General features: G+C 69.7%; 17 protein-coding genes. 8 read left to right on the top strand and 9 right to left on the bottom strand.

Annotation, left to right across the window (positions count from 1 at the left end):
• The first annotated feature begins 19 nt into the window (after positions 1 to 19).
• Complete coding sequence (locus VHD82_RS02910) at positions 20 to 1108, top strand: CaiB/BaiF CoA-transferase family protein (RefSeq protein ID WP_325696665.1); 1089 nt, start codon at positions 20 to 22, stop codon at positions 1106 to 1108.
• A 53-nt stretch (positions 1109 to 1161) separates the two neighbouring features.
• Positions 1162 to 1785 carry a TetR/AcrR family transcriptional regulator gene (locus VHD82_RS02915; RefSeq protein WP_325696668.1) on the top strand — a complete coding sequence of 208 codons (624 nt, stop codon included), beginning with the start codon at positions 1162 to 1164 and terminating at the stop codon, positions 1783 to 1785.
• Between the two features lie 6 nt (positions 1786 to 1791).
• Here VHD82_RS02915 and VHD82_RS02920 read toward each other — a convergent pair whose 3' ends face one another.
• Both VHD82_RS02920 and VHD82_RS02925 read right to left on the bottom strand, forming a co-directional pair.
• Entirely contained in the window at positions 1792 to 2979 is a 1188-nt protein-coding gene (locus tag VHD82_RS02920; RefSeq protein ID WP_325696670.1) for a thiolase family protein, read from the bottom strand.
• Positions 2976 to 3416: a Zn-ribbon domain-containing OB-fold protein gene (locus VHD82_RS02925; protein WP_325696672.1), complete on the bottom strand. Its 441-nt coding sequence runs from the start codon at positions 3414 to 3416 to the stop codon at positions 2976 to 2978. Before VHD82_RS02925 ends, VHD82_RS02920 begins: the two co-directional genes overlap by 4 nt.
• Positions 3417 to 3497: 81 nt before the next feature.
• Between VHD82_RS02925 and VHD82_RS02930 the strand changes: the two genes are divergently transcribed.
• Entirely contained in the window at positions 3498 to 4391 is an 894-nt protein-coding gene (locus VHD82_RS02930) for an enoyl-CoA hydratase (protein ID WP_325696674.1), read from the top strand.
• A 61-nt stretch (positions 4392 to 4452) separates the two neighbouring features.
• Positions 4453 to 5094 (top strand): FMN-dependent NADH-azoreductase, encoded by a 642-nt coding sequence (locus tag VHD82_RS02935; protein ID WP_325696676.1) that lies wholly within the window; start codon positions 4453 to 4455, stop codon positions 5092 to 5094.
• Between the two features lie 37 nt (positions 5095 to 5131).
• On the opposite strand, the gene VHD82_RS02940 is transcribed toward VHD82_RS02935, so the two are convergent.
• Positions 5132 to 6355, bottom strand: a complete 1224-nt coding sequence (locus VHD82_RS02940) for an amidohydrolase family protein (RefSeq protein ID WP_325696678.1) — start codon at positions 6353 to 6355, stop codon at positions 5132 to 5134.
• A 195-nt stretch (positions 6356 to 6550) separates the two neighbouring features.
• Between VHD82_RS02940 and VHD82_RS02945 the strand changes: the two genes are divergently transcribed.
• The 4 genes from VHD82_RS02945 to VHD82_RS02960 all read left to right on the top strand — a co-directional run bounded on the left by VHD82_RS02945 (position 6551) and on the right by VHD82_RS02960 (position 9336).
• Positions 6551 to 7372, top strand: coding sequence for an enoyl-CoA hydratase/isomerase family protein (locus tag VHD82_RS02945; RefSeq protein ID WP_325696680.1), 822 nt, complete (start codon positions 6551 to 6553; stop codon positions 7370 to 7372).
• Positions 7373 to 7433: 61 nt separating this feature from the next.
• Positions 7434 to 8294: an alpha/beta hydrolase gene (locus tag VHD82_RS02950; protein WP_325696682.1), complete on the top strand. Its 861-nt coding sequence runs from the start codon at positions 7434 to 7436 to the stop codon at positions 8292 to 8294.
• The gene (locus VHD82_RS02955) at positions 8291 to 8857 is read left to right on the top strand and encodes a hypothetical protein (RefSeq protein WP_325696686.1); all 567 of its coding nucleotides are present in this window, start codon (positions 8291 to 8293) and stop codon (positions 8855 to 8857) included. The genes VHD82_RS02950 and VHD82_RS02955 overlap by 4 nt, the downstream gene beginning before the upstream one ends.
• Positions 8854 to 9336 (top strand): hypothetical protein, encoded by a 483-nt coding sequence (locus VHD82_RS02960; RefSeq protein ID WP_325696688.1) that lies wholly within the window; start codon positions 8854 to 8856, stop codon positions 9334 to 9336. Before VHD82_RS02955 ends, VHD82_RS02960 begins: the two co-directional genes overlap by 4 nt.
• A 6-nt stretch (positions 9337 to 9342) precedes the next feature.
• Here the strand turns inward: VHD82_RS02960 and VHD82_RS02965 are convergent, their stop codons facing one another.
• The 6 genes from VHD82_RS02965 to VHD82_RS02990 are packed head-to-tail and all read right to left on the bottom strand — an operon-like array spanning position 9343 to position 16327.
• Entirely contained in the window at positions 9343 to 10692 is a 1350-nt protein-coding gene (locus VHD82_RS02965; RefSeq protein WP_325696691.1) for an MlaD family protein, read from the bottom strand.
• Positions 10689 to 11921 (bottom strand): MCE family protein, encoded by a 1233-nt coding sequence (locus VHD82_RS02970; RefSeq protein WP_325696693.1) that lies wholly within the window; start codon positions 11919 to 11921, stop codon positions 10689 to 10691. Before VHD82_RS02970 ends, VHD82_RS02965 begins: the two co-directional genes overlap by 4 nt.
• On the bottom strand, positions 11918 to 13132 hold the full coding sequence (locus tag VHD82_RS02975; protein WP_325696694.1) for an MCE family protein: 1215 nt from the start codon (positions 13130 to 13132) through the stop codon (positions 11918 to 11920). Before VHD82_RS02975 ends, VHD82_RS02970 begins: the two co-directional genes overlap by 4 nt.
• On the bottom strand, positions 13129 to 14139 hold the full coding sequence (locus VHD82_RS02980; protein WP_325696695.1) for an MCE family protein: 1011 nt from the start codon (positions 14137 to 14139) through the stop codon (positions 13129 to 13131). The genes VHD82_RS02975 and VHD82_RS02980 overlap by 4 nt, the downstream gene beginning before the upstream one ends.
• Complete coding sequence (locus tag VHD82_RS02985; RefSeq protein ID WP_325696697.1) at positions 14130 to 15143, bottom strand: MCE family protein; 1014 nt, start codon at positions 15141 to 15143, stop codon at positions 14130 to 14132. Before VHD82_RS02985 ends, VHD82_RS02980 begins: the two co-directional genes overlap by 10 nt.
• On the bottom strand, positions 15140 to 16327 hold the full coding sequence (locus VHD82_RS02990) for an MCE family protein (RefSeq protein WP_325696699.1): 1188 nt from the start codon (positions 16325 to 16327) through the stop codon (positions 15140 to 15142). The genes VHD82_RS02985 and VHD82_RS02990 overlap by 4 nt, the downstream gene beginning before the upstream one ends.
• Position 16328 lies beyond the last annotated feature (1 nt).

Consider the following 16328-nt stretch of genomic DNA (forward strand, 5'->3'; position numbering starts at 1 on the left):
CACAACGCCGGGAGGGCGAGTGGGAACAACGGGACCCCTGAGCGGACTGCGGGTGCTGGAGCTGGCGGGCCTCGGTTCGGTCGCCATGGCCGCGATGACCCTGGCCGACCTCGGCGCCGACGTGGTGCGGCTCGACCGCCCCGGCGGGCCCTACCCGGCGTCCGACGACGATCCGGTCCTGCGGGGACGGCGCCACGTGCGGGTCGACCTCAAGACCGCCGAAGGGCGTGCCGCGGCGCTCGATCTCGCCGCGTCCGCCGACGTCCTGCTCGAATCGCTGCGCCCCGGCGTGGCCGAACGGCTCGGCGTCGGGCCGGAAGACTGCCTCGCCCGCAACCCGCGCCTCGTCTATGCCCGGGTCACCGGCTGGGGCCAGGACGGCCCGCTGGCCCACCTCGGCGGGCACGACCTCAACTACGTCGCGCTGACCGGTGTGCTGCGCGCGATCGGGCGCGCCGACGAGCGGCCCGCACCGCCGCTGAACGTGCTCGGCTTCGCCGGTGGCGCGATCTTCGGCGTCGTCGGCGTACTCGCGGCACTGCGGGAGGCCGAACGCTCGGGACGTGGTCAGGTCGTCGACGCGGCGATCGTCGACGGGGTCGGGCTGCTCGCACAGATGGTCTGGTCCTTTCGCGAGCGCGGGCAGTGGACCGAGGAGCGCGAAAGCAATCTCTTCGACGGCCACGCCCCGTTCTACGACACCTACCGTTGTGCCGATGGCGAGTTCATCGCGGTCGGCGCCATGGAACCGGTCTTCTACGCCAACCTCCTCGACGGGCTGGGCCTGGCCGCCGAAGACCTGCCGGCACAGCTCGACGAGAAGGGCTGGCCGGTGCTGCGCGCCCGGTTCACCGAGGTCTTCGCCCAACGCACCCGTGACGAGTGGGCCGCGGCGTTCGACGGCCGCGACGCGTGCGTGACGCCCGTGCTGACGTTCAGCGAGGCCGCCGGCCACCCGCACGTGGCCGCCCGATCGGGCATCGTGACCCGCGACGGCGTCCAGCAGGCGGCGCCCGCGCCCCGGTTCTCCCGGACCACGACAAGCGCTGCGCCGGCCCGGGCTCAGGGTTCGCTCGCCGACGTGCTCGCGGACTGGCGGGATCGCTGAGGAGACCGCGCCCGGCCGAGCGCCGCGCCGCGATCTCCTAGACTGTCCGCACCATGAACAAGCGGGCAGAACCGGCGCTCGGCACGAGCGACGCCATCGACGACAAGCTCGGCCCACGGGCGGCGCGCACGCGCGACGCCATCCTGCAGGCGTCGAAGCAGCTGTTCCTGGAGCGCGGTTACGCCGGCACCCGGATCACCAACATCACCGACGCGTGCGGCATCTCACGAGCCGGGTTCTACACCTATTTTCGCGACAAGCGGGAAATCTTCAACACTCTCGGCGAAGTGACCTACCACGAGCTGCTCGAGGTGGTCGGCGTCCTGGAGCGCCTGCCGAAGCCCGCCTCCCGCGCCGCGCTCGAGGACTGGATCCGGCAGTACTTCGCCTTCATGGACGAGCACGGCGCGTTCATCCTGTCCGCGCAGTCGGGCCCGGCCGACGAGGACGTCCGGGTCGCGAGCAACCGGATGCAGATGCGGGTGGCGTTCCTGCTCGGGGTGGACCTGCGCGGCCGGCAGAAACACCCCACCACCGCGCCGGAGGCGCTCGGCCTCGCCGCGCAGGCGATGCTGGACCGGTCCTGGTATCACTGCCGCGCGCAGCGGCTGCCCATCGACGAGGACGACGTCATCGGCGTCATCGCCGACTTCTTCGTGGCCACACTGGAAAACTGAACCGCCTCAGCGGGTGCTCAGCAGCATCGCGCCGCCGACCGGGCCGCCGCCGACGCCGACGACCGCGACGTCCGGATCACCCGCGACCTGCCGCTCGCCACCGTCACCCCAGAGCTGGACGCACGCCTCGTGCAGGAAACCCATGCCGTGCAAGCGCCCGCCGGAGAGCTGGCCGCCACTGGTGTTGACCGGCAGCGGACCGTCGATCGCGATCCGCGCACCGCCATCGAGGAACTCGCCGACCTTGCCGTGCTCGCAGAACCCGAGCGCCTCCAGCCACATCACGGTCAGGAAGCTGAACCCGTCGTAGAGCTGCGCGACGTCCACGTCGGCGGGCCGCAGGGCGGTCCGCTCCCACAGGGTCGCCGCGGCGTCGTGCGCGGCCATGGTGGTCACGTCCGCGCGCTGATCCCACGTGGCGCGCTCGAACATGCCGGTGCCGACCGACTCGACCGTCAGCGGATGGCGAGGCAGGCCCTTCGCCGCGTCCCGCCGGGACACGATCACCGCGGTGGCGCCGTCACACGGGACATCGCAGTCGTAGAGGCACAGCGGTTCCGAAATCATCCGCGCGGCCAGGTAGTCCTCCATCGTCATCGGGTCGCGGTAGATCGCGTCGGGATTGAGCCCGGCGTTGCTGCGCGCGTTGAGCGCGATCGCGCCGAGATGCTCGCGGGTGAGCCCGAAGTCGTGCATGTACCGCTGGGCCGGCATGGCCAGCCAGTTCGCCGCCGACAGCGCACCGAACGGGCCGGTGTACTCCAGATGCGGCGGCAGCTGTCCCCCGCCGAACAGCACCGAGGCCCGGCCCCGGTCGGCCTGCGCGGTGGACTCCCACACCGACCGGAACACGACCACGTGGTCGGCGAGGCCGAGGGTGACCGCCATGCACGCCTCGATGGCCGGGCCGATCTGCCCCGCCGTCTCGGTCGAGGAGATGTACCAGCGGCTGCGCAGCCCGAGCGCGTTGCGCACCTCGTGCACGCTCGCGCCGGAGAACCCGGCATCCGGCACGCCGGGGCCGGGATAGCTGGCGATCCCGTCGACGTCCTCGGGCCGCAGCCCGGCGTCGGCGATCGCGCGCAGGACCGCCTCGACGGTCAGCTCCAGCCCGGTGCGTCCGAGCCTCCGGCCGACCTGGGACTTGCCGGCCCCGGTCAGTACCGCCTTGCCCGCGAACGGCCCGCCGCTCATCGTTTCCCTCCCACCGGCCGGAAGAGCGGAATCGCCACTTTTCCGTCCGTGCCTTCCCATTCCTCGAAGAACACTTCGACCTCGAGCCCGGTCCGGACGTCCTCCGGCGCGATCTCGACGATGTTGGTGATGAGCCGGACATCCGGTTCGTCGGCCAGCTCGACCATCGCCACGACGTAGGGCGGCGGGAACCCGGGCAGCCAGGGCTGCCGGTTGATCGTGAAGGCGGCGACGGTGGCCCGGCCGGACGCCGGCTCCGGGCCGACCTCCCAGCTGTGACACCGCCAGCAGACCGGACCCGGGGGATGGAAGAAATGGCGGCAGGTCCGGCAGCGGTGGATCAGCAGCTGCCCGTCAAGGCCCCCTGTCCACAGTTTCGCCGACTCCGGGGTGGGACTGGGCAGCAACCGCTGCTCGGGACGGACGTAGCTGGTCACGTGCCGACCCTAGAAGAACTTGACATTTTCGTCAATTAAAGATCTGATGCGGAAAAGTCGAGCAGTTCGGGAGGCGCCCCCATGGGTTATCGCTACATCGGTTACGAAACCCTTGGGGGAGGCCGGATCGCCCGGATCACGCTCAACCGGCCGCAAGCCCGCAACGCGCAGAACCGTGGCCTGCTGGTCGAACTGGGCGAGGCGTTCGAACAAGCCGAAGCCGATGACACGGTGCGTGTGGTGATCCTGCGTGGCGCGGGAGCCTCGTTCTCGGCCGGGCACGATCTCGGCACCGCGGAAAGCGTCGCCGAGCGGGAACCAGGGCCCGGACAGCATCCGACGTACCAGTGCAACGGCAGCACGCTCGGCGGCGCCGAAGGCCGGGTGCGGCAGGAATGGCACTACTACTACGAAAACACGAAGCGCTGGCGGAACCTGCGCAAGATCACCATCGCGCAGGTGCACGGCAATGTGCTCTCCGCCGGGCTGATGCTCATGTGGTGCTGCGATCTGATCGTCGCCGCGGAGGGCACGGTCTTCGCCGACGTCGTCGGTACGCGGCTGGGCATGTGCGGCGTCGAATACTTCGCGCACCCGTGGGAGTTCGGCCCGCGCAAGGCGAAAGAACTGCTCCTCACCGGCGATTCGCTGGGCGCGGCGGAGGCGCACGCCCTGGGCATGGTGAGCAAGGTGTTCGGAGCGGACGAAATCTCCGAGCGCACGCTGGAGTTCGCGACCCGGGTGGCGAAAGTGCCCTCGATGGCGGCACTGCTGATCAAGGAGTCCGTCAACCAGTCCCAGGACGCGATGGGCTTCACCAGCGCGCTCGACTCGTGCTTCACCCTGCACCAGCTCAACCACGCGCACTGGAGCGAGGTGTCCGGGGGCGAGGTGTACGTCGGCACCGCCGACTACGGCCTCGACGACTGGCGGGCCGCGCCCGCGATCCTGCCGGCGCGCCGCGACACCCCGTGAAAGATCGAATCGCGCGTAGGATCCCGGTTCCAGCCCAACTCTCTCCCGAGGAGCATCGCCCGTGCCGAGTCTCTTGCGCCTGGACTCTTCCGCCGATTCACGGTCTTCCACGTCCCGGGCACTGACCGGGACGTTCAGCGAAGCCTGGCTGGCACTGGGCCCGGAACACCGGATCGTCGAACGGGATCTGCACCGGACGCCGCCGCCCCACCTGCCGGACGCCGCGTTGCACTACGCCCCGCGGCTGCGCGTCGAAGGCGAACGGCCCGGCCCGGCGGCGGAGGAGCTGCAAACCGCGCTGCTGAGCGAACTCGCGGCGGCGGACGTCGTGGTGATCGGCGCGCCGATGTACAACTGGTCGATTCCCTCGACCCTCAAGGCCTGGCTGGACCACGTGCACGTGCTCGGCACGACCGTGCCGTTCGACACGAAGGACCAGCCGCTGGCCGGCAAGCCCGTGGTGGTGATCTCCAGCCGGGGAGCCGCCTACGCGGGCACACCGGACGCCGGCAAGGACCACACGGTCCCGCCGATCGTGCAGATTCTCGGCGACTCGATGGGGATGGACGTGACCGTGGTGACCGCGGACCTGACGCTGGCCGCCCGGATTCCCGCCATGGCACCGCTCGCGGACACCGCCAGGGAGAACCTCGAAGCGGCCCGGACGCGGGTCCGGGATCTGGCCACCGAACTGGGCGCGTGAACCTCGGTGGGCGCGCCGCCCACCGAGGTTCACCGGCTCAGGCCGGGACCGCTTCGGGAGCGACGTCGCCGGCGGGGTTGCGGACCGGGATGCCGATGAAGCGCCGTGCGTTGTCACCCATGAAGTCACGGGTGCGCTTCTCGTCCATGCCCTCGGCGTAGCGGTAGTAGCCGCGAGGCTCGGTCAGGCCCTCCGGGTGCGGGTAGTCCGAGCCGAACAGCACCCGGTCCCAGCCCACGGTCTGGACGACGTCGGCGACCGAGCCCTCCCAGAACGGGCTGACCCAGATGTTGCGGCGGAACACGTCGAGCGGGTGCTCGGGGAAGGCCTGCGGCATCTTCGCGTAGGTGGCCTCGAAGTCGTCGAACAGCGGCTTGATCCAGGCACTGCCGTTCTCCACGCTGCCGATCCGCAGGTTCGGGAACCGGGTCAGGGTGCCGTGGCAGATCATGCTGGCCAGCATGTCGGAGATCTCTCGGTGGCCCAGCACCAGCCAGCGGAACGCGCTCATCTCCATGAAGTTGTTGGTCTCCGGCGGTTCCCACCGGTTGATGTAGCCGTCCAGCGGCGGCTGGCTCGCGTGGAACACCACCGGGATACCGGCCTGCTGCACGTCACTCCAGAACGGGTCGAACTCCGGCAGCGCGGGCGAGCGCCACCCCTTGAAGCCCTTCACCGGAGCGGGTTTCATCAGCACCGCCTTGGCGCCGTTCTCGATGACGTACTCGAGTTCGCGCCGGGCGTCGTCGACGAGCGCGGCGCTGATCACCGGCGTCATGTAGAGCCGGTTCTGGTGCGTGTAGCCCCAGGTGTCGAGCATCCACCGGTTCAGCGCGTGGATCATCGCGACCACCAGCTCGGGGTCCTCGGCCGCGGAATGCTCGACCAGGTTGGCCAGCGTCGGATAGACCAGCGCCTCGTCCACGCCCTGCTCGTCCATCATGGCGATGCGCGGCTCCGGCCCGCGGAACGCCGGCAGCGCCTCGATCGGCTCACCGGTCAGCTCGCGAAGCGTCTTGCCTTCCTTGTTCTGCCCCGAATAGAACTTCTCGTGGGCGCCGGGCGCGGCCACCCGCTCGAAGGTCGGGTTCGGGATGAACTCGGTGATCTTGCCGAGGATCGCGATCCGCGTCCGCTTGCCGACCTGGACGAACTGGACCGATCGGCGGAACTTCTCCGGCAGGTACCGGGTCAGCGCCTCCGGCGTCTCGTACATGTGCTGGTCCGCATCGAAAATCGGTGCGTCGGTGAATTGAGCCACGGTGTCTTCCCCTTCGGCGGCCTTCCGTACGTCCCCTCGAACGCTAGAACTTGTTGACGAAAGTGTCAAATTTCGTGGACCTGCCGATATTGCGCACGAAGCGAACAGAGACGACCCTGAGTGACGACAACGTCAACTCAGCCGAAGCAGTAGCGTGACAACCCAAAGCGGCTCAGTGAAAGGAAATGCAGCACAGTGCACAACGACGAGCACCCCCGCTCCCCCGCCGGCGACTGGCTCGGCACGCCGTACCTCACCTTCACCCGGGGCAAGGTTTTCGCAACCTGCACCGTCGACCGTCCGCAGGCGCGCAACGCGCTGACCCCGGCCATGTACTTCGGCCTCCGCTACGCCATCGCCCGGGTCGAGCAGGACCCGGAGCTCGCCGGGCTGCTGCTGACCGGGACCGGTGACGTGTTCGTGCCGGGCGGCGACCTCAGCCAGCACGGCGAGGACGACTGGATGGACTTCACGTCGGGCCTGGGCATGGACGTGACACCGTTCGACGCGCTGCGCAAGTCCACGAAGCCGGTGGTGTGCGCGGTCAACGGGCTGTGCCAGGGCGGCGGCCTGATGATCGCGCTGTGCAGCGACCTCGCGGTGGTCAGCGAACGCGCCACCTTCCGTGTACCCGAGTTGCTCCGCGGCATCGCCGACACCTACTACAGCCAGGTGCTCGCCCGGGTGATCGGCGCGGTCCGCACGCGGGACCTCATGCTCACCGGCCGTACACTCACCGCACAGGAGGCCCTGGACTGGGGCATGATCTCCCGCGTGGTGCCGCACGAGGACCTGCGGGACGCCGCGGACGAGGCGCTGCGCCAGATCTGCCAGACGGCGCCCGGCGCGCGCGCCACGATCAAGTCCAGTTTGGACGCTCAGCTGGGTCTCTTCGACCGGATCGGAATGCAGGTCAGCATGCAGGGTCCCGAAACAAGGGAAGGATTCCGCGCCTTCAAGGAAAAGCGTGCCCCGGAATGGGTGCACCCCGAGCTACGGCGGGACGGCCGGCTCTGAGGTGCCCAGGTAGCTAAATCATTATACTGACCCGGTCGGACACTCGCGGCGAAGGACAACGATGACCGAGATCCGCAAGGAGAACGTGTACTTCCTGGGCCAGGCCGGGCGCCTGGCCGGGGACTGCTGGACGCCCGGGGCACCGGGCCGGGGCACGGTGCTCCTGCTGCACGGGGGCGGGCAGACCCGGCATTCCTGGGGCGCGGCCGGAGCCACCCTGGCCGGCGCGGGCTGGACGACCGTCGCGATCGACTCCCGCGGCCACGGCGACAGCGATTGGGCGGTCGACGGCCGCTACGGCCTGGACGCCATCGTGGAGGACGTGACCGAGGTCGTGCACGCGCTTCCCGAACCTCCGGTCGTCATCGGCGCTTCGCTCGGCGGGCTCACCGGGCTGGTGCTCGCCGGCGAACAGTCCGCCGTCATCCGCGCGCTCGTGCTCGTCGACGCGGTGCCCCGGATCGAACCGGCGGGCGCCCACCGCATCGCCGCGTTCATGAGCAGCGCTCCCGACGGGTTCGGCTCGCTGGAAGAGGTCGCCGACGCGATCCGCGAGTACCAGCCACAGCGCAGCCGGCCGGTGAACCTGCAGGGCCTGCGCAAGAACGTGCGCCAGGGGCCCGACGGCCGGTGGCGGTGGCACTGGGATCCGGCATTCCTGCGGCCGCCGGAGGCACCCGAGGCGGCGCGGATGTCCGCGCGTATCCGGGCGGCCGCGGCACAGGTGCGGGTGCCGACCCTCCTCGTCCGGGGCGCACTGTCCGATGTGGTCTCCGAGGACGGTGCGACCGATCTGCTGCGGATGATTCCGCAGGCCCGGTTCGCCGACGTCGCGGGCACCGGGCACATGGTGGCCGGGGACGACAACTCCGTGTTCCTCACCGAGGTTTCCGGTTTCCTGGACGAGGTGGACAAGCCATGACGGAACGACCCGCGAAAGGCACGACCGCCGTCGAAGACCCGCCGGTGCCGGAGGAGCCCACGCCGGAACGGGACGCTCCCTCGCGGCTGTGGAAGGTCTGCGCCGCCGCACTTGTCCTGCTCGTGCTCGGCTTCGCCGCGCTGGGAATCCTTTCCTGGCAACGCGTGCGGCACGCCGACGAAGCGGCGCAGCGTGACCAGGACGTCCTGGCCGCGGCCCGCTCCGAGCTGGAGCTGATGGCGAACCTGCGGCACGACAGCGCGCGAAACTCCCTCGACCAGCTGCGCGCCGGGGCCACCGGGGCGTTCCTCGCGCAGTTCGCGACGGCGGACACCGCGTTCTTCGCCCTGCTGGACCAGGGCCAGGTGGACTCCACCGGCCGGGTCGCCGCCGCCGCCGTGCAACGCGCCGACGACAAGAGTGCCGACGTGCTGGTCGCGGTGTCGGCCGTCGTACGGAACACCGACTTCCCGGCGGGGCAGGCGCGGGATTACCGCGCCCTGGTCTCGCTGACCCTGCAGAACGGCCACTGGCTGGTGGCGGATGCGCGAGTGGTGCCATGAACAGCCGGATCGTCGTCCCCGCACTGCTCGCCGCCGCCGTCATCGGCACCGGCGTCCCCGGCACCCTGCTCTACCACGAATCGCTGGCCGGCGCGGCCGCCGAGGCCAACCGCGCACCCGCCACCGCCGCCGCCAAGGCCCGGATCGAGCGCATCCTCTCCTACCGGTCCGCAGCGATCGGCCAGGACCTGGCCGAGGCCAAGGCGGCGACCACCGGTGAGTTCGGACAGCAGTTCGCCACCACCGCGGACCAGGTCATCACCCCCGCGGCCATCCAGGACCAGATCACCACCATGGCCACGGTCGTGTCGACGGCCGTGGAGTCGGCCGACGAGAACAGCGTGGTGGTCCTGGCCTTCGTCGACCAGACGACGACCACAAAGGACAAACCGCAGCCCAGCACCACCGCACTGCGGCTGCGGGTCACCCTCGATCGCGCCGGCGGCCAGTGGCTCGTCTCGCACCTGGCCCAGGTGTAGGCGCGCTCAGCGCAGCGGCAGGTTCAGCGGATTGAGCAGTGACGTCAGCGAAGCGGGCAGGCCCGACTTCGTGATGTCGCCGAGGATGTAGGGCTTGCCGTCCGGACCGAGGAACAGCCCGGTCGCCGGATCGTACGTCGTGGTGCCGGCCGCGGTCGGCGGCGAAAGGGGCACCGTCGCCGGTCCGGTGCCGGAGAGGAAGTCCAGCCCGCACCCGGCGGCGGTCGCCGAGCGCCGCGTGCGGTCGTTGGGACACGGCGAGTTGCGCGCGCCACGCACGAGCTGCTGGGCGTCCTGGGGCAGCTTGCAGTAGGAGTCACCAGGCGCCGGGATCGAGGTCGTGTCCGAAGGATCCCTTGCCTGCGCCCGGAAACCTTCGGTGCACGCGGTCGGCGAGTTGATCGCCGTCTTCAGGTTGAGCACCGCGGTGCCCGGCACCGGGCTGCCGCCGAGCGCACTGATGATGTCGTTCACCGTGGCCGGCAGGATCGCCACCACCTGCGCGACGTTGGGCAGGTACACGTCGACCATCTGCTCGGTCGACGTCAGGCTCGTCAGCAGCCGCGGCAACGTCGGGCGCAACGCGTCGACCAGTGAGCTCAGCTCGCTCGCGAACCCCGGGCCCTGGGTGAGCGCCGCGCGGATCTGCGGGTCGCTCATCCGCAGCTGATCGCTGAACGAGGCCAGATCCGCGGTATAGGAGGAAATGTCGGGCGCCTCGGCCTTCTGCGTGGCCAGCACCGGGACGAGGTCCGCGATCAGCTTGCGTGTCGGGTCCAGATTGTCCGCGGCCGCGGTGGTGAGCGTCCTGGCGGAGTCGAGGAACTGCTGAAGTGTCTGCCCGGTTCCGTTGAACGCGTTGTAGAGCTCGTCGATGGTCGTGTTCAGTTTGTCCTGCGGCACGGAGTCCGCCAGCGCCTGGGTGTTGTGCAGCACGCTGCCGATCTCCGTGGGCAGCGTGACCTGCCTGCCGGTCACCGTCGTGCCCGCGGCGAGATAGGGCGGCCCTTTCGTCGCCGGGATGAACGAAAGGTACTGCTCCCCGATGGCGGAGGTGTTGCGGACGGCGATCTGGCTGTCCACCGGAACCTGCACCCCGTCGTCCATCGAGAGGTCGGCCAGCACCCCGTTCCGGCTGAGCCGCAGCCCGGTGACCTTCCCGACCTCCACGCCGCGGAGGGTGACCACGGCGTTCGGGTACAGGCCACCGCTCGCCGGAAGCTCGACCGAGAGCCGGTACTGGCCGAACCCCAGCAGCCGGGGCAGTCCGACATAGGCGATCGAGGCGTACACGACGGCCGCCACGGTCAGGATCGTGAACACGACCAGCTGCCAGCGGACCAGCTTGGAGATCATCGGCCACCTCCGAGCAGTGACCCCAGCAGGGACGGCACGCCGTCATCCTGCGACGACGCCGGGGCCGGCTGTGCGCTCGACGTCCCGCCCGGCAGCGGCAGCACCGCATTCGGCTGCGTCGTGGCCGGGGCCGGCGCCGTACCGGGCGGCAGCCCGGCCGGCGGCGGCGCGGGTGTGTTGCCCTGGCCCAGCGGTGGCAGCGCGCCGAGGATCGGCAGGCCGGTGAGGAAGTTCTTCTGCAACGTCGGCAGCGTGAGGTCGAGGGTGACGTCGATGTTGGCGTAGTCGCCGCGGACCGCGTTGGCCACGGTCCGGCCCGGCCACGGGAAGTTGCCCACCAGCGACAGCGAGTCGACGAGATTGGTGCCGGAGTCGGAGAGCCGGCCCAGTACGGGCTGCAGCGACCTGAGGTTGGCCAGCAGGTCGTCCCTGGTGCCGTTGATGACCCTGGTGCCGACACCGCTGAGGTCCGAGAGGGCGGTCAGCGTGCTCGTCAGGTTGGCGCGCTCGGAGTTGAGCACCTGAACCCCCGCGGGAAGCTGGTCGAGCGCCTTGGCCAGCGAGTCGTTCTGCCGCGCCAGCGCGTCGCCGAAGTCGTGCAGGCCGTTGAGCGCCTTGGTGATGTTGCCGGTCTGCTGATTGAGCTGGGAGACCAGAGTGTCCAGATTGGACAGCAGGCCACGCGCGTCCTGCGTCCGTCCACGAAGGACGTCGTTCACCTCGGTGGTGATCGTCTTGATCTGGGCCAGCCCACCGCCGTTGAGCACGACCGACAACGCGCCGAGGAACTCCTCGGTGCTCGGGTAGTCCCCGGTCCGCTCCAGCGGGATCACCGCACCCGCGCCGAGGCGGCCGGTCGCCGGCTCCCCGCTGGGCGCGCTCAGCTCCAGGTATTCGGCCCCCAGCAGGCTTTTCTGGCCGACCCGCGCGGTGGCATTGGCCGGCAGGTCGGTCTCGGGGCCCAGATCAAGCGACACCTTCGCGTGCCAGTCGTCGAATTCGATCGCCGAGACGTTGCCCACGGTCACGTCGCCGACCTTCACCTCGGAGTTGGGCACGAGGTTGTCCACCTGCGCCAGCTCGACCGTCACCGGGAACGAGCCGTCTCCCCCGCCCTTGGTGAACGGCAGCGACCACGACCCGGGGCCGGTGAACTCGCAGCCGCTGAGCGTGAGTACCGCGGCCGCGGTGGCGGCCAGGACCGCCCGGGACCTGGTGCGCAGCGTCATTTCAGGCCTCCGGGGATGAGCAGTCCGAGCAGGGCGGGATCGGCCGGGGGGTTCGCGGCGGCGGCCGGCGGGGGTGTGCTGTTCTCCTGGCCCGCCACGATCTGGTTCGGCATCCCCTCGCGCACCACCGGGTTGACGCCCACCGGCAGGTGGTCGAACGGGATGACGGCCAGCAACGGCTGGAGCGCGGCCTGACAGCTTTCCGGTGGTCCGCCGACGGAGAACAGCGCCGCGCAGACGAAGGTCGCCGGGTGCGCGATCATCGAGTCGGTCACGGCCCCGTTGAGCGAACCGGACAGCGGGTCGTAGACGTTGTTGAAGTTCGCGACCGCGGTGGGTGCGACCTGCAGGATGTCCGCCAGCGTCTGCCGTTGCCCGGCGAGGTTTCCGGCGACCCGGGTGAGCGAGTCCAAAGTGGAACCGAGCTTTCCCCTGTTGTTCCGGACGAAGTCGCGGATGACACCCAGTGAACTGTCCAGTGTGGACAGTGTGGTGGCCAGTGTCGTGCGGTTGTCGTCGAGCACACCGGAGACCGACGCGAGCTGGTTCTGGAACCGCGCGACCACGTCGTCGCTGCTCGCCAGCGCGGTGACGAACGTCTGCAGGTTGCGCACCACGCCGAAGAGATCTCCGCTGCCGTCGGCCAGCGTGGAGACCGCTTTGGACAGCTGGGTCACGGTGTCCCGCAGGTTCGCGCCCTGCCCGTCCAGGTTCGCCGACGCGGTGTCCAGCAGCCGGGTGAGCGCGCCGTCGGAGTTCGCGCCCTGGGGCCCGAGGTCGGTGGTCAGTTTGTTCAGCTGGGCGGTGATCTGGTCCCACTCCACCGGAATCGCGGTGCGCGACACCGGAATCGTGCCGCCGTCGGCCAGCTGCTCACCCCCGGTGTAGGGCGGGTCGAGCTGCACGAAGCGGCTGGTGACCAGGCTCGGTGCGACGATCGCCGCGTGCGCCTGCTGCGGGATCGGATGGGCCGGATCGTAGGAGATCTCCACCCTGACCTGGTCCGCCTGTGGCTCGACCTTGGTCACCTTGCCGACCGGGACCCCGAGTATCCGCACCTCGTCACCGGCGTAGAGACCGTTGGCCTGCTGGAAGTACACGGCGGCGTGCCGCTGGCCGCCGGACCGGCCGACGACGAAGAAGCCGGCGGCGCCGAGTGCGAGCACGACGAGTACGGCCAGGAACCGGTAGGACGCGAGCCTGCGGATCACTTCTGGCCTCCCTGTTGCAGCACCTGCGGCAGCAACGGCGCCAGGTTGGTGGGCACGAGGTTCTCGACGATCGCGTAGAAGTACGGCCCGCCCGCGACGGCCTCACCCAATGACGTGGCGTAGACCTGCAGGTTGGCGATCGTCTTGTTCACGTTGTCCTGGTTGGAGTTGAGCAGGTCCAGCACCCCGGAGAGCTGGTCGAGCGCCGGCGTGAGCTCCTTCTGGTTGTCCTGCGCCAGCCCCTTGAGCTGGTCGACGACCGAGGTGACCTCGACGAGGAGCGTGTGCAGGTCGTCCCGCTTCTGGTACAGCTCCTGCAACAGCTCGTTCCCGTCCGTGAGCAACGTGGTCACCTGCTGGTTGCGCTGTGCCAGCACCGCGGTGACCCCGTTGGCCTGTGCGAGCAGGCTGCGCAGCGCCTGGTCACGCGTGGCGATCGTCGAGGAGAGCCGGCTGACGCCCTGCAGCGCGGTCCGCAACGCCTCCGGCGTGTTCTGGAACGTCTGCGCCACGGTGTCCAGCGACTGCGCGAGCTGCGCGGTGTCGATCTGCTGGGTGGTGCTGGACAGGGTCTGCAGCGCCTGGGTGATGTCGTAGGGCGGTTTGGTGCGGCTGAGCGGGATGTGGGAACCGCCGCGAAGCTCGCCCGTGCCGGCCGAGGTCAGCGCGAGGAACTTCTTTCCCAGCGGGGTCGCGGTGCCGATCGCGGCGGTGGTGCCGTCCCCCAGGTCCGTCCCGTCGTCGGTCACGAAATCCACTTCCACGTGACTGCCGACGAGTTCGACGCCGGTGACCGTGCCGACCTTCAGACCGCCGATGCGGACCTCGTCACCGGAGAGGATCCCGCCCGCCTCGGAGAAATCCGCCACGTATGCGGTGCTGGTGACGCTGCGGTAGATGGTGCCGGCGTTCAGCGCCAGCGCGACCAGCGCCACGATGACCACCAGCGCCACCGCTGCCAGCCTGACCGGGTTCTTCTCCCGGAACGACAGTCTGATCACTGGCATCGCTGCACCCCGCTGGAGACGAACGGCGTCAGGATCGGCGCTCCGGTCGGGCCGGTGACCCGCAGCCGCACGGAACAGATGTAGAAGTTGAACGCCGAGCCGTGACTGCCGGCCCGGGCGAGCCGGGCCAGGTTGTCGGGAAACTCGTCGAGGTCCTGCTGCAGCGTGCCGCGCCCGGCGTTGAGCAGGGTCGCCAGCCGGTCCAGCTGCGCGACGTCGCCGGTGATCTGCGGGCGCGCGTCGGCGAGCAGGTCACCGACCGATCTGGACACGTCGCTGATCTTCGAGAACGACTGCCCGATCGGGTCCCGGTCGGCGGCGAGGCCGCTGACCAGCTGCTGCAGCTGGGTGATCAGGTCCGACAGCTGCGGTGCCCGCGCGTTGACCGTGGTGAGCACCTGGTTGAAATCGTCGATCAGCTGCCCGATCACCTGGTCCCGGTCGGCCAGCTGGGTCGTCAGCGGGCCCAGGTTGGCGAGCAGGTCGTCCACCGCGCCGGATTGGCCCTGCAGCACCGAAATGAGGGAGCCCGACAGCTGGTTGACCTGATCCGGTTGCAACCCTTCGAACAGCGGGGCGAACCCGTTGTACAGCTCGTCGAGATCCAATGCCGGCGCGGTGTGGCTCAGCGGGATCACCGCACCCGGGCTCAGTGGCGTCCCCGCGCCGGTGCCCGGCGTGAGCTCCAGGTACCGGTCGCCGACCAGGTTCTTGTACCGGATCACCGCGTCGCCCGCGCTGGACAGGTGCACGCCCTTACGGACGGTGAACGTCACCTTGATGCTGTGATCCTGTTGCGCGGCAAGGTCTTTCACCTGACCGACGGGCACGCCCGCGGCCCGGACGTCCTCGCCGCCGTGCAGACCGGAGACGTCGGCGAACAACGCGCCGTAGGTGTTGTCGTCCTCGATCCTGATGTTGCCGAAGATGGCGACGAGCAGGGCGCTGAGCAGTCCGGTCGCCGCCACCAGCGCGATCACCTTGATCAGGTCCTTCGATTTCACCGGCCGCTCACCTGCGCCGCGTAAGGACCGAACAACTGGACCGCCAGCGGCGGGTCACCGGGTTCGACCGGTCCGTCCTGTTTGGACGGAAAGATGTCGGACCCGTCGTCGAACTTGACGTAGGGCGAAGGAAGCTGGTTCAGCGCATACGGGGCGCCGTAACAGCTCGGGCCGGTGTCCACGGCGACCTTCGGCAGGTCCGCCGGATTCCGGTACCCGTTCTGGGCGGGCTCGAGCTGCACGAACAGGCCGATGGTCGGCCTCGTACTGCCCACAGTGGCCTCCATGTAGCTGCGCGCCCGGTTGAGCTGGCTGAACAGGCACGGGAACACCGGCGAGTACCGCGCCAGCAGCCCGGTGATCGGGGTGAGGTCCGAAAGCGACTGCCGCAGAAGGTTTTCGTTGTCGGCAAGGAATCCGCGTGCGTTCCCGGCGAGCCCGGTGACGTCGACGAAGAAGGCGTCCAGCGCCGCGTGCTTGTCCACCAGCGTGCCGCTGGTGACTCGAGCGTTGTCCAGCAGCCGCATCAGATCAGGCGTCGCCGCGGCGTAGGTGGTGGCCACGGGGCCGGTGTCGGCGACGACCTGCTTGAGCTGCGGCAGGCTCGGGTTGAACTCGGTCAGGTAGTCGTTGAGCTGGGTGATGTAGTCGCCGATCTCGTTGCCCCGCCCGCGCAAGGTGTCGGCCAGCGCGCCCAGCGTCGCGTTGAGCTTGGCCGGGTCGATGCTCCGCAACAGCGAGACCACGCTGGCGAACACGTCGTTGACTTCGGTGTCCACCTGGGCCGGCCGCACCACCGCACCGTCCTGAATGGACGCGGCCGACGGCTGGGGCCCCGCGACCAGTTCGACGTACTTCGCCCCGAAGACCGTGGGCGCGAGGATCTCGGCGCGCACGTCCGCGGGAATCCGCTGTGCCTGCGCGGGATCCAGCGCGACGTCGAGCTTCGCGCCGTCGCCGACGCGGTCGATGCCACGCACCTGGCCGATCGTGATGCCGCGGAAGGTCACGTCCGCGCCGTCGTTCATGAGCAGCCCGGAGCGATCGGACAGCACGGAAACGTGCACGACGGGCGTGAACGCCTTCGCGTAGCTGCCCACCACCAGCCACACCAGCAAGGCGACCATGGCAAGGCCGGCGATTCCCAGCAGTTTATGGCGCGCTCGGCGCGAGACCCAGGACATC

Source organism: Amycolatopsis sp. (genome assembly GCF_035546795.1).
Classification (GTDB): domain Bacteria; phylum Actinomycetota; class Actinomycetes; order Mycobacteriales; family Pseudonocardiaceae; genus Amycolatopsis_E.

What these genes read in the sequence shown, in the direction of transcription:
- VHD82_RS02915 (WP_325696668.1), top strand. Translation starts at nt 1,162, where the DNA reads ATGAACAAGCGGGCAGAACCGGCGCTCGGCACGAGCGACGCCATCGAC.
- VHD82_RS02920 (WP_325696670.1), bottom strand. Translation starts at nt 2,979, where the DNA reads ATGAGCGGCGGGCCGTTCGCGGGCAAGGCGGTACTGACCGGGGCCGGC.
- VHD82_RS02930 (WP_325696674.1), top strand. Translation starts at nt 3,498, where the DNA reads ATGGGTTATCGCTACATCGGTTACGAAACCCTTGGGGGAGGCCGGATC.
- VHD82_RS02950 (WP_325696682.1), top strand. Translation starts at nt 7,434, where the DNA reads ATGACCGAGATCCGCAAGGAGAACGTGTACTTCCTGGGCCAGGCCGGG.
- VHD82_RS02955 (WP_325696686.1), top strand. Translation starts at nt 8,291, where the DNA reads ATGACGGAACGACCCGCGAAAGGCACGACCGCCGTCGAAGACCCGCCG.
- VHD82_RS02960 (WP_325696688.1), top strand. Translation starts at nt 8,854, where the DNA reads ATGAACAGCCGGATCGTCGTCCCCGCACTGCTCGCCGCCGCCGTCATC.
- VHD82_RS02965 (WP_325696691.1), bottom strand. Translation starts at nt 10,692, where the DNA reads ATGATCTCCAAGCTGGTCCGCTGGCAGCTGGTCGTGTTCACGATCCTG.
- VHD82_RS02970 (WP_325696693.1), bottom strand. Translation starts at nt 11,921, where the DNA reads ATGACGCTGCGCACCAGGTCCCGGGCGGTCCTGGCCGCCACCGCGGCC.
- VHD82_RS02980 (WP_325696695.1), bottom strand. Translation starts at nt 14,139, where the DNA reads ATGCCAGTGATCAGACTGTCGTTCCGGGAGAAGAACCCGGTCAGGCTG.
- VHD82_RS02990 (WP_325696699.1), bottom strand. Translation starts at nt 16,327, where the DNA reads ATGTCCTGGGTCTCGCGCCGAGCGCGCCATAAACTGCTGGGAATCGCC.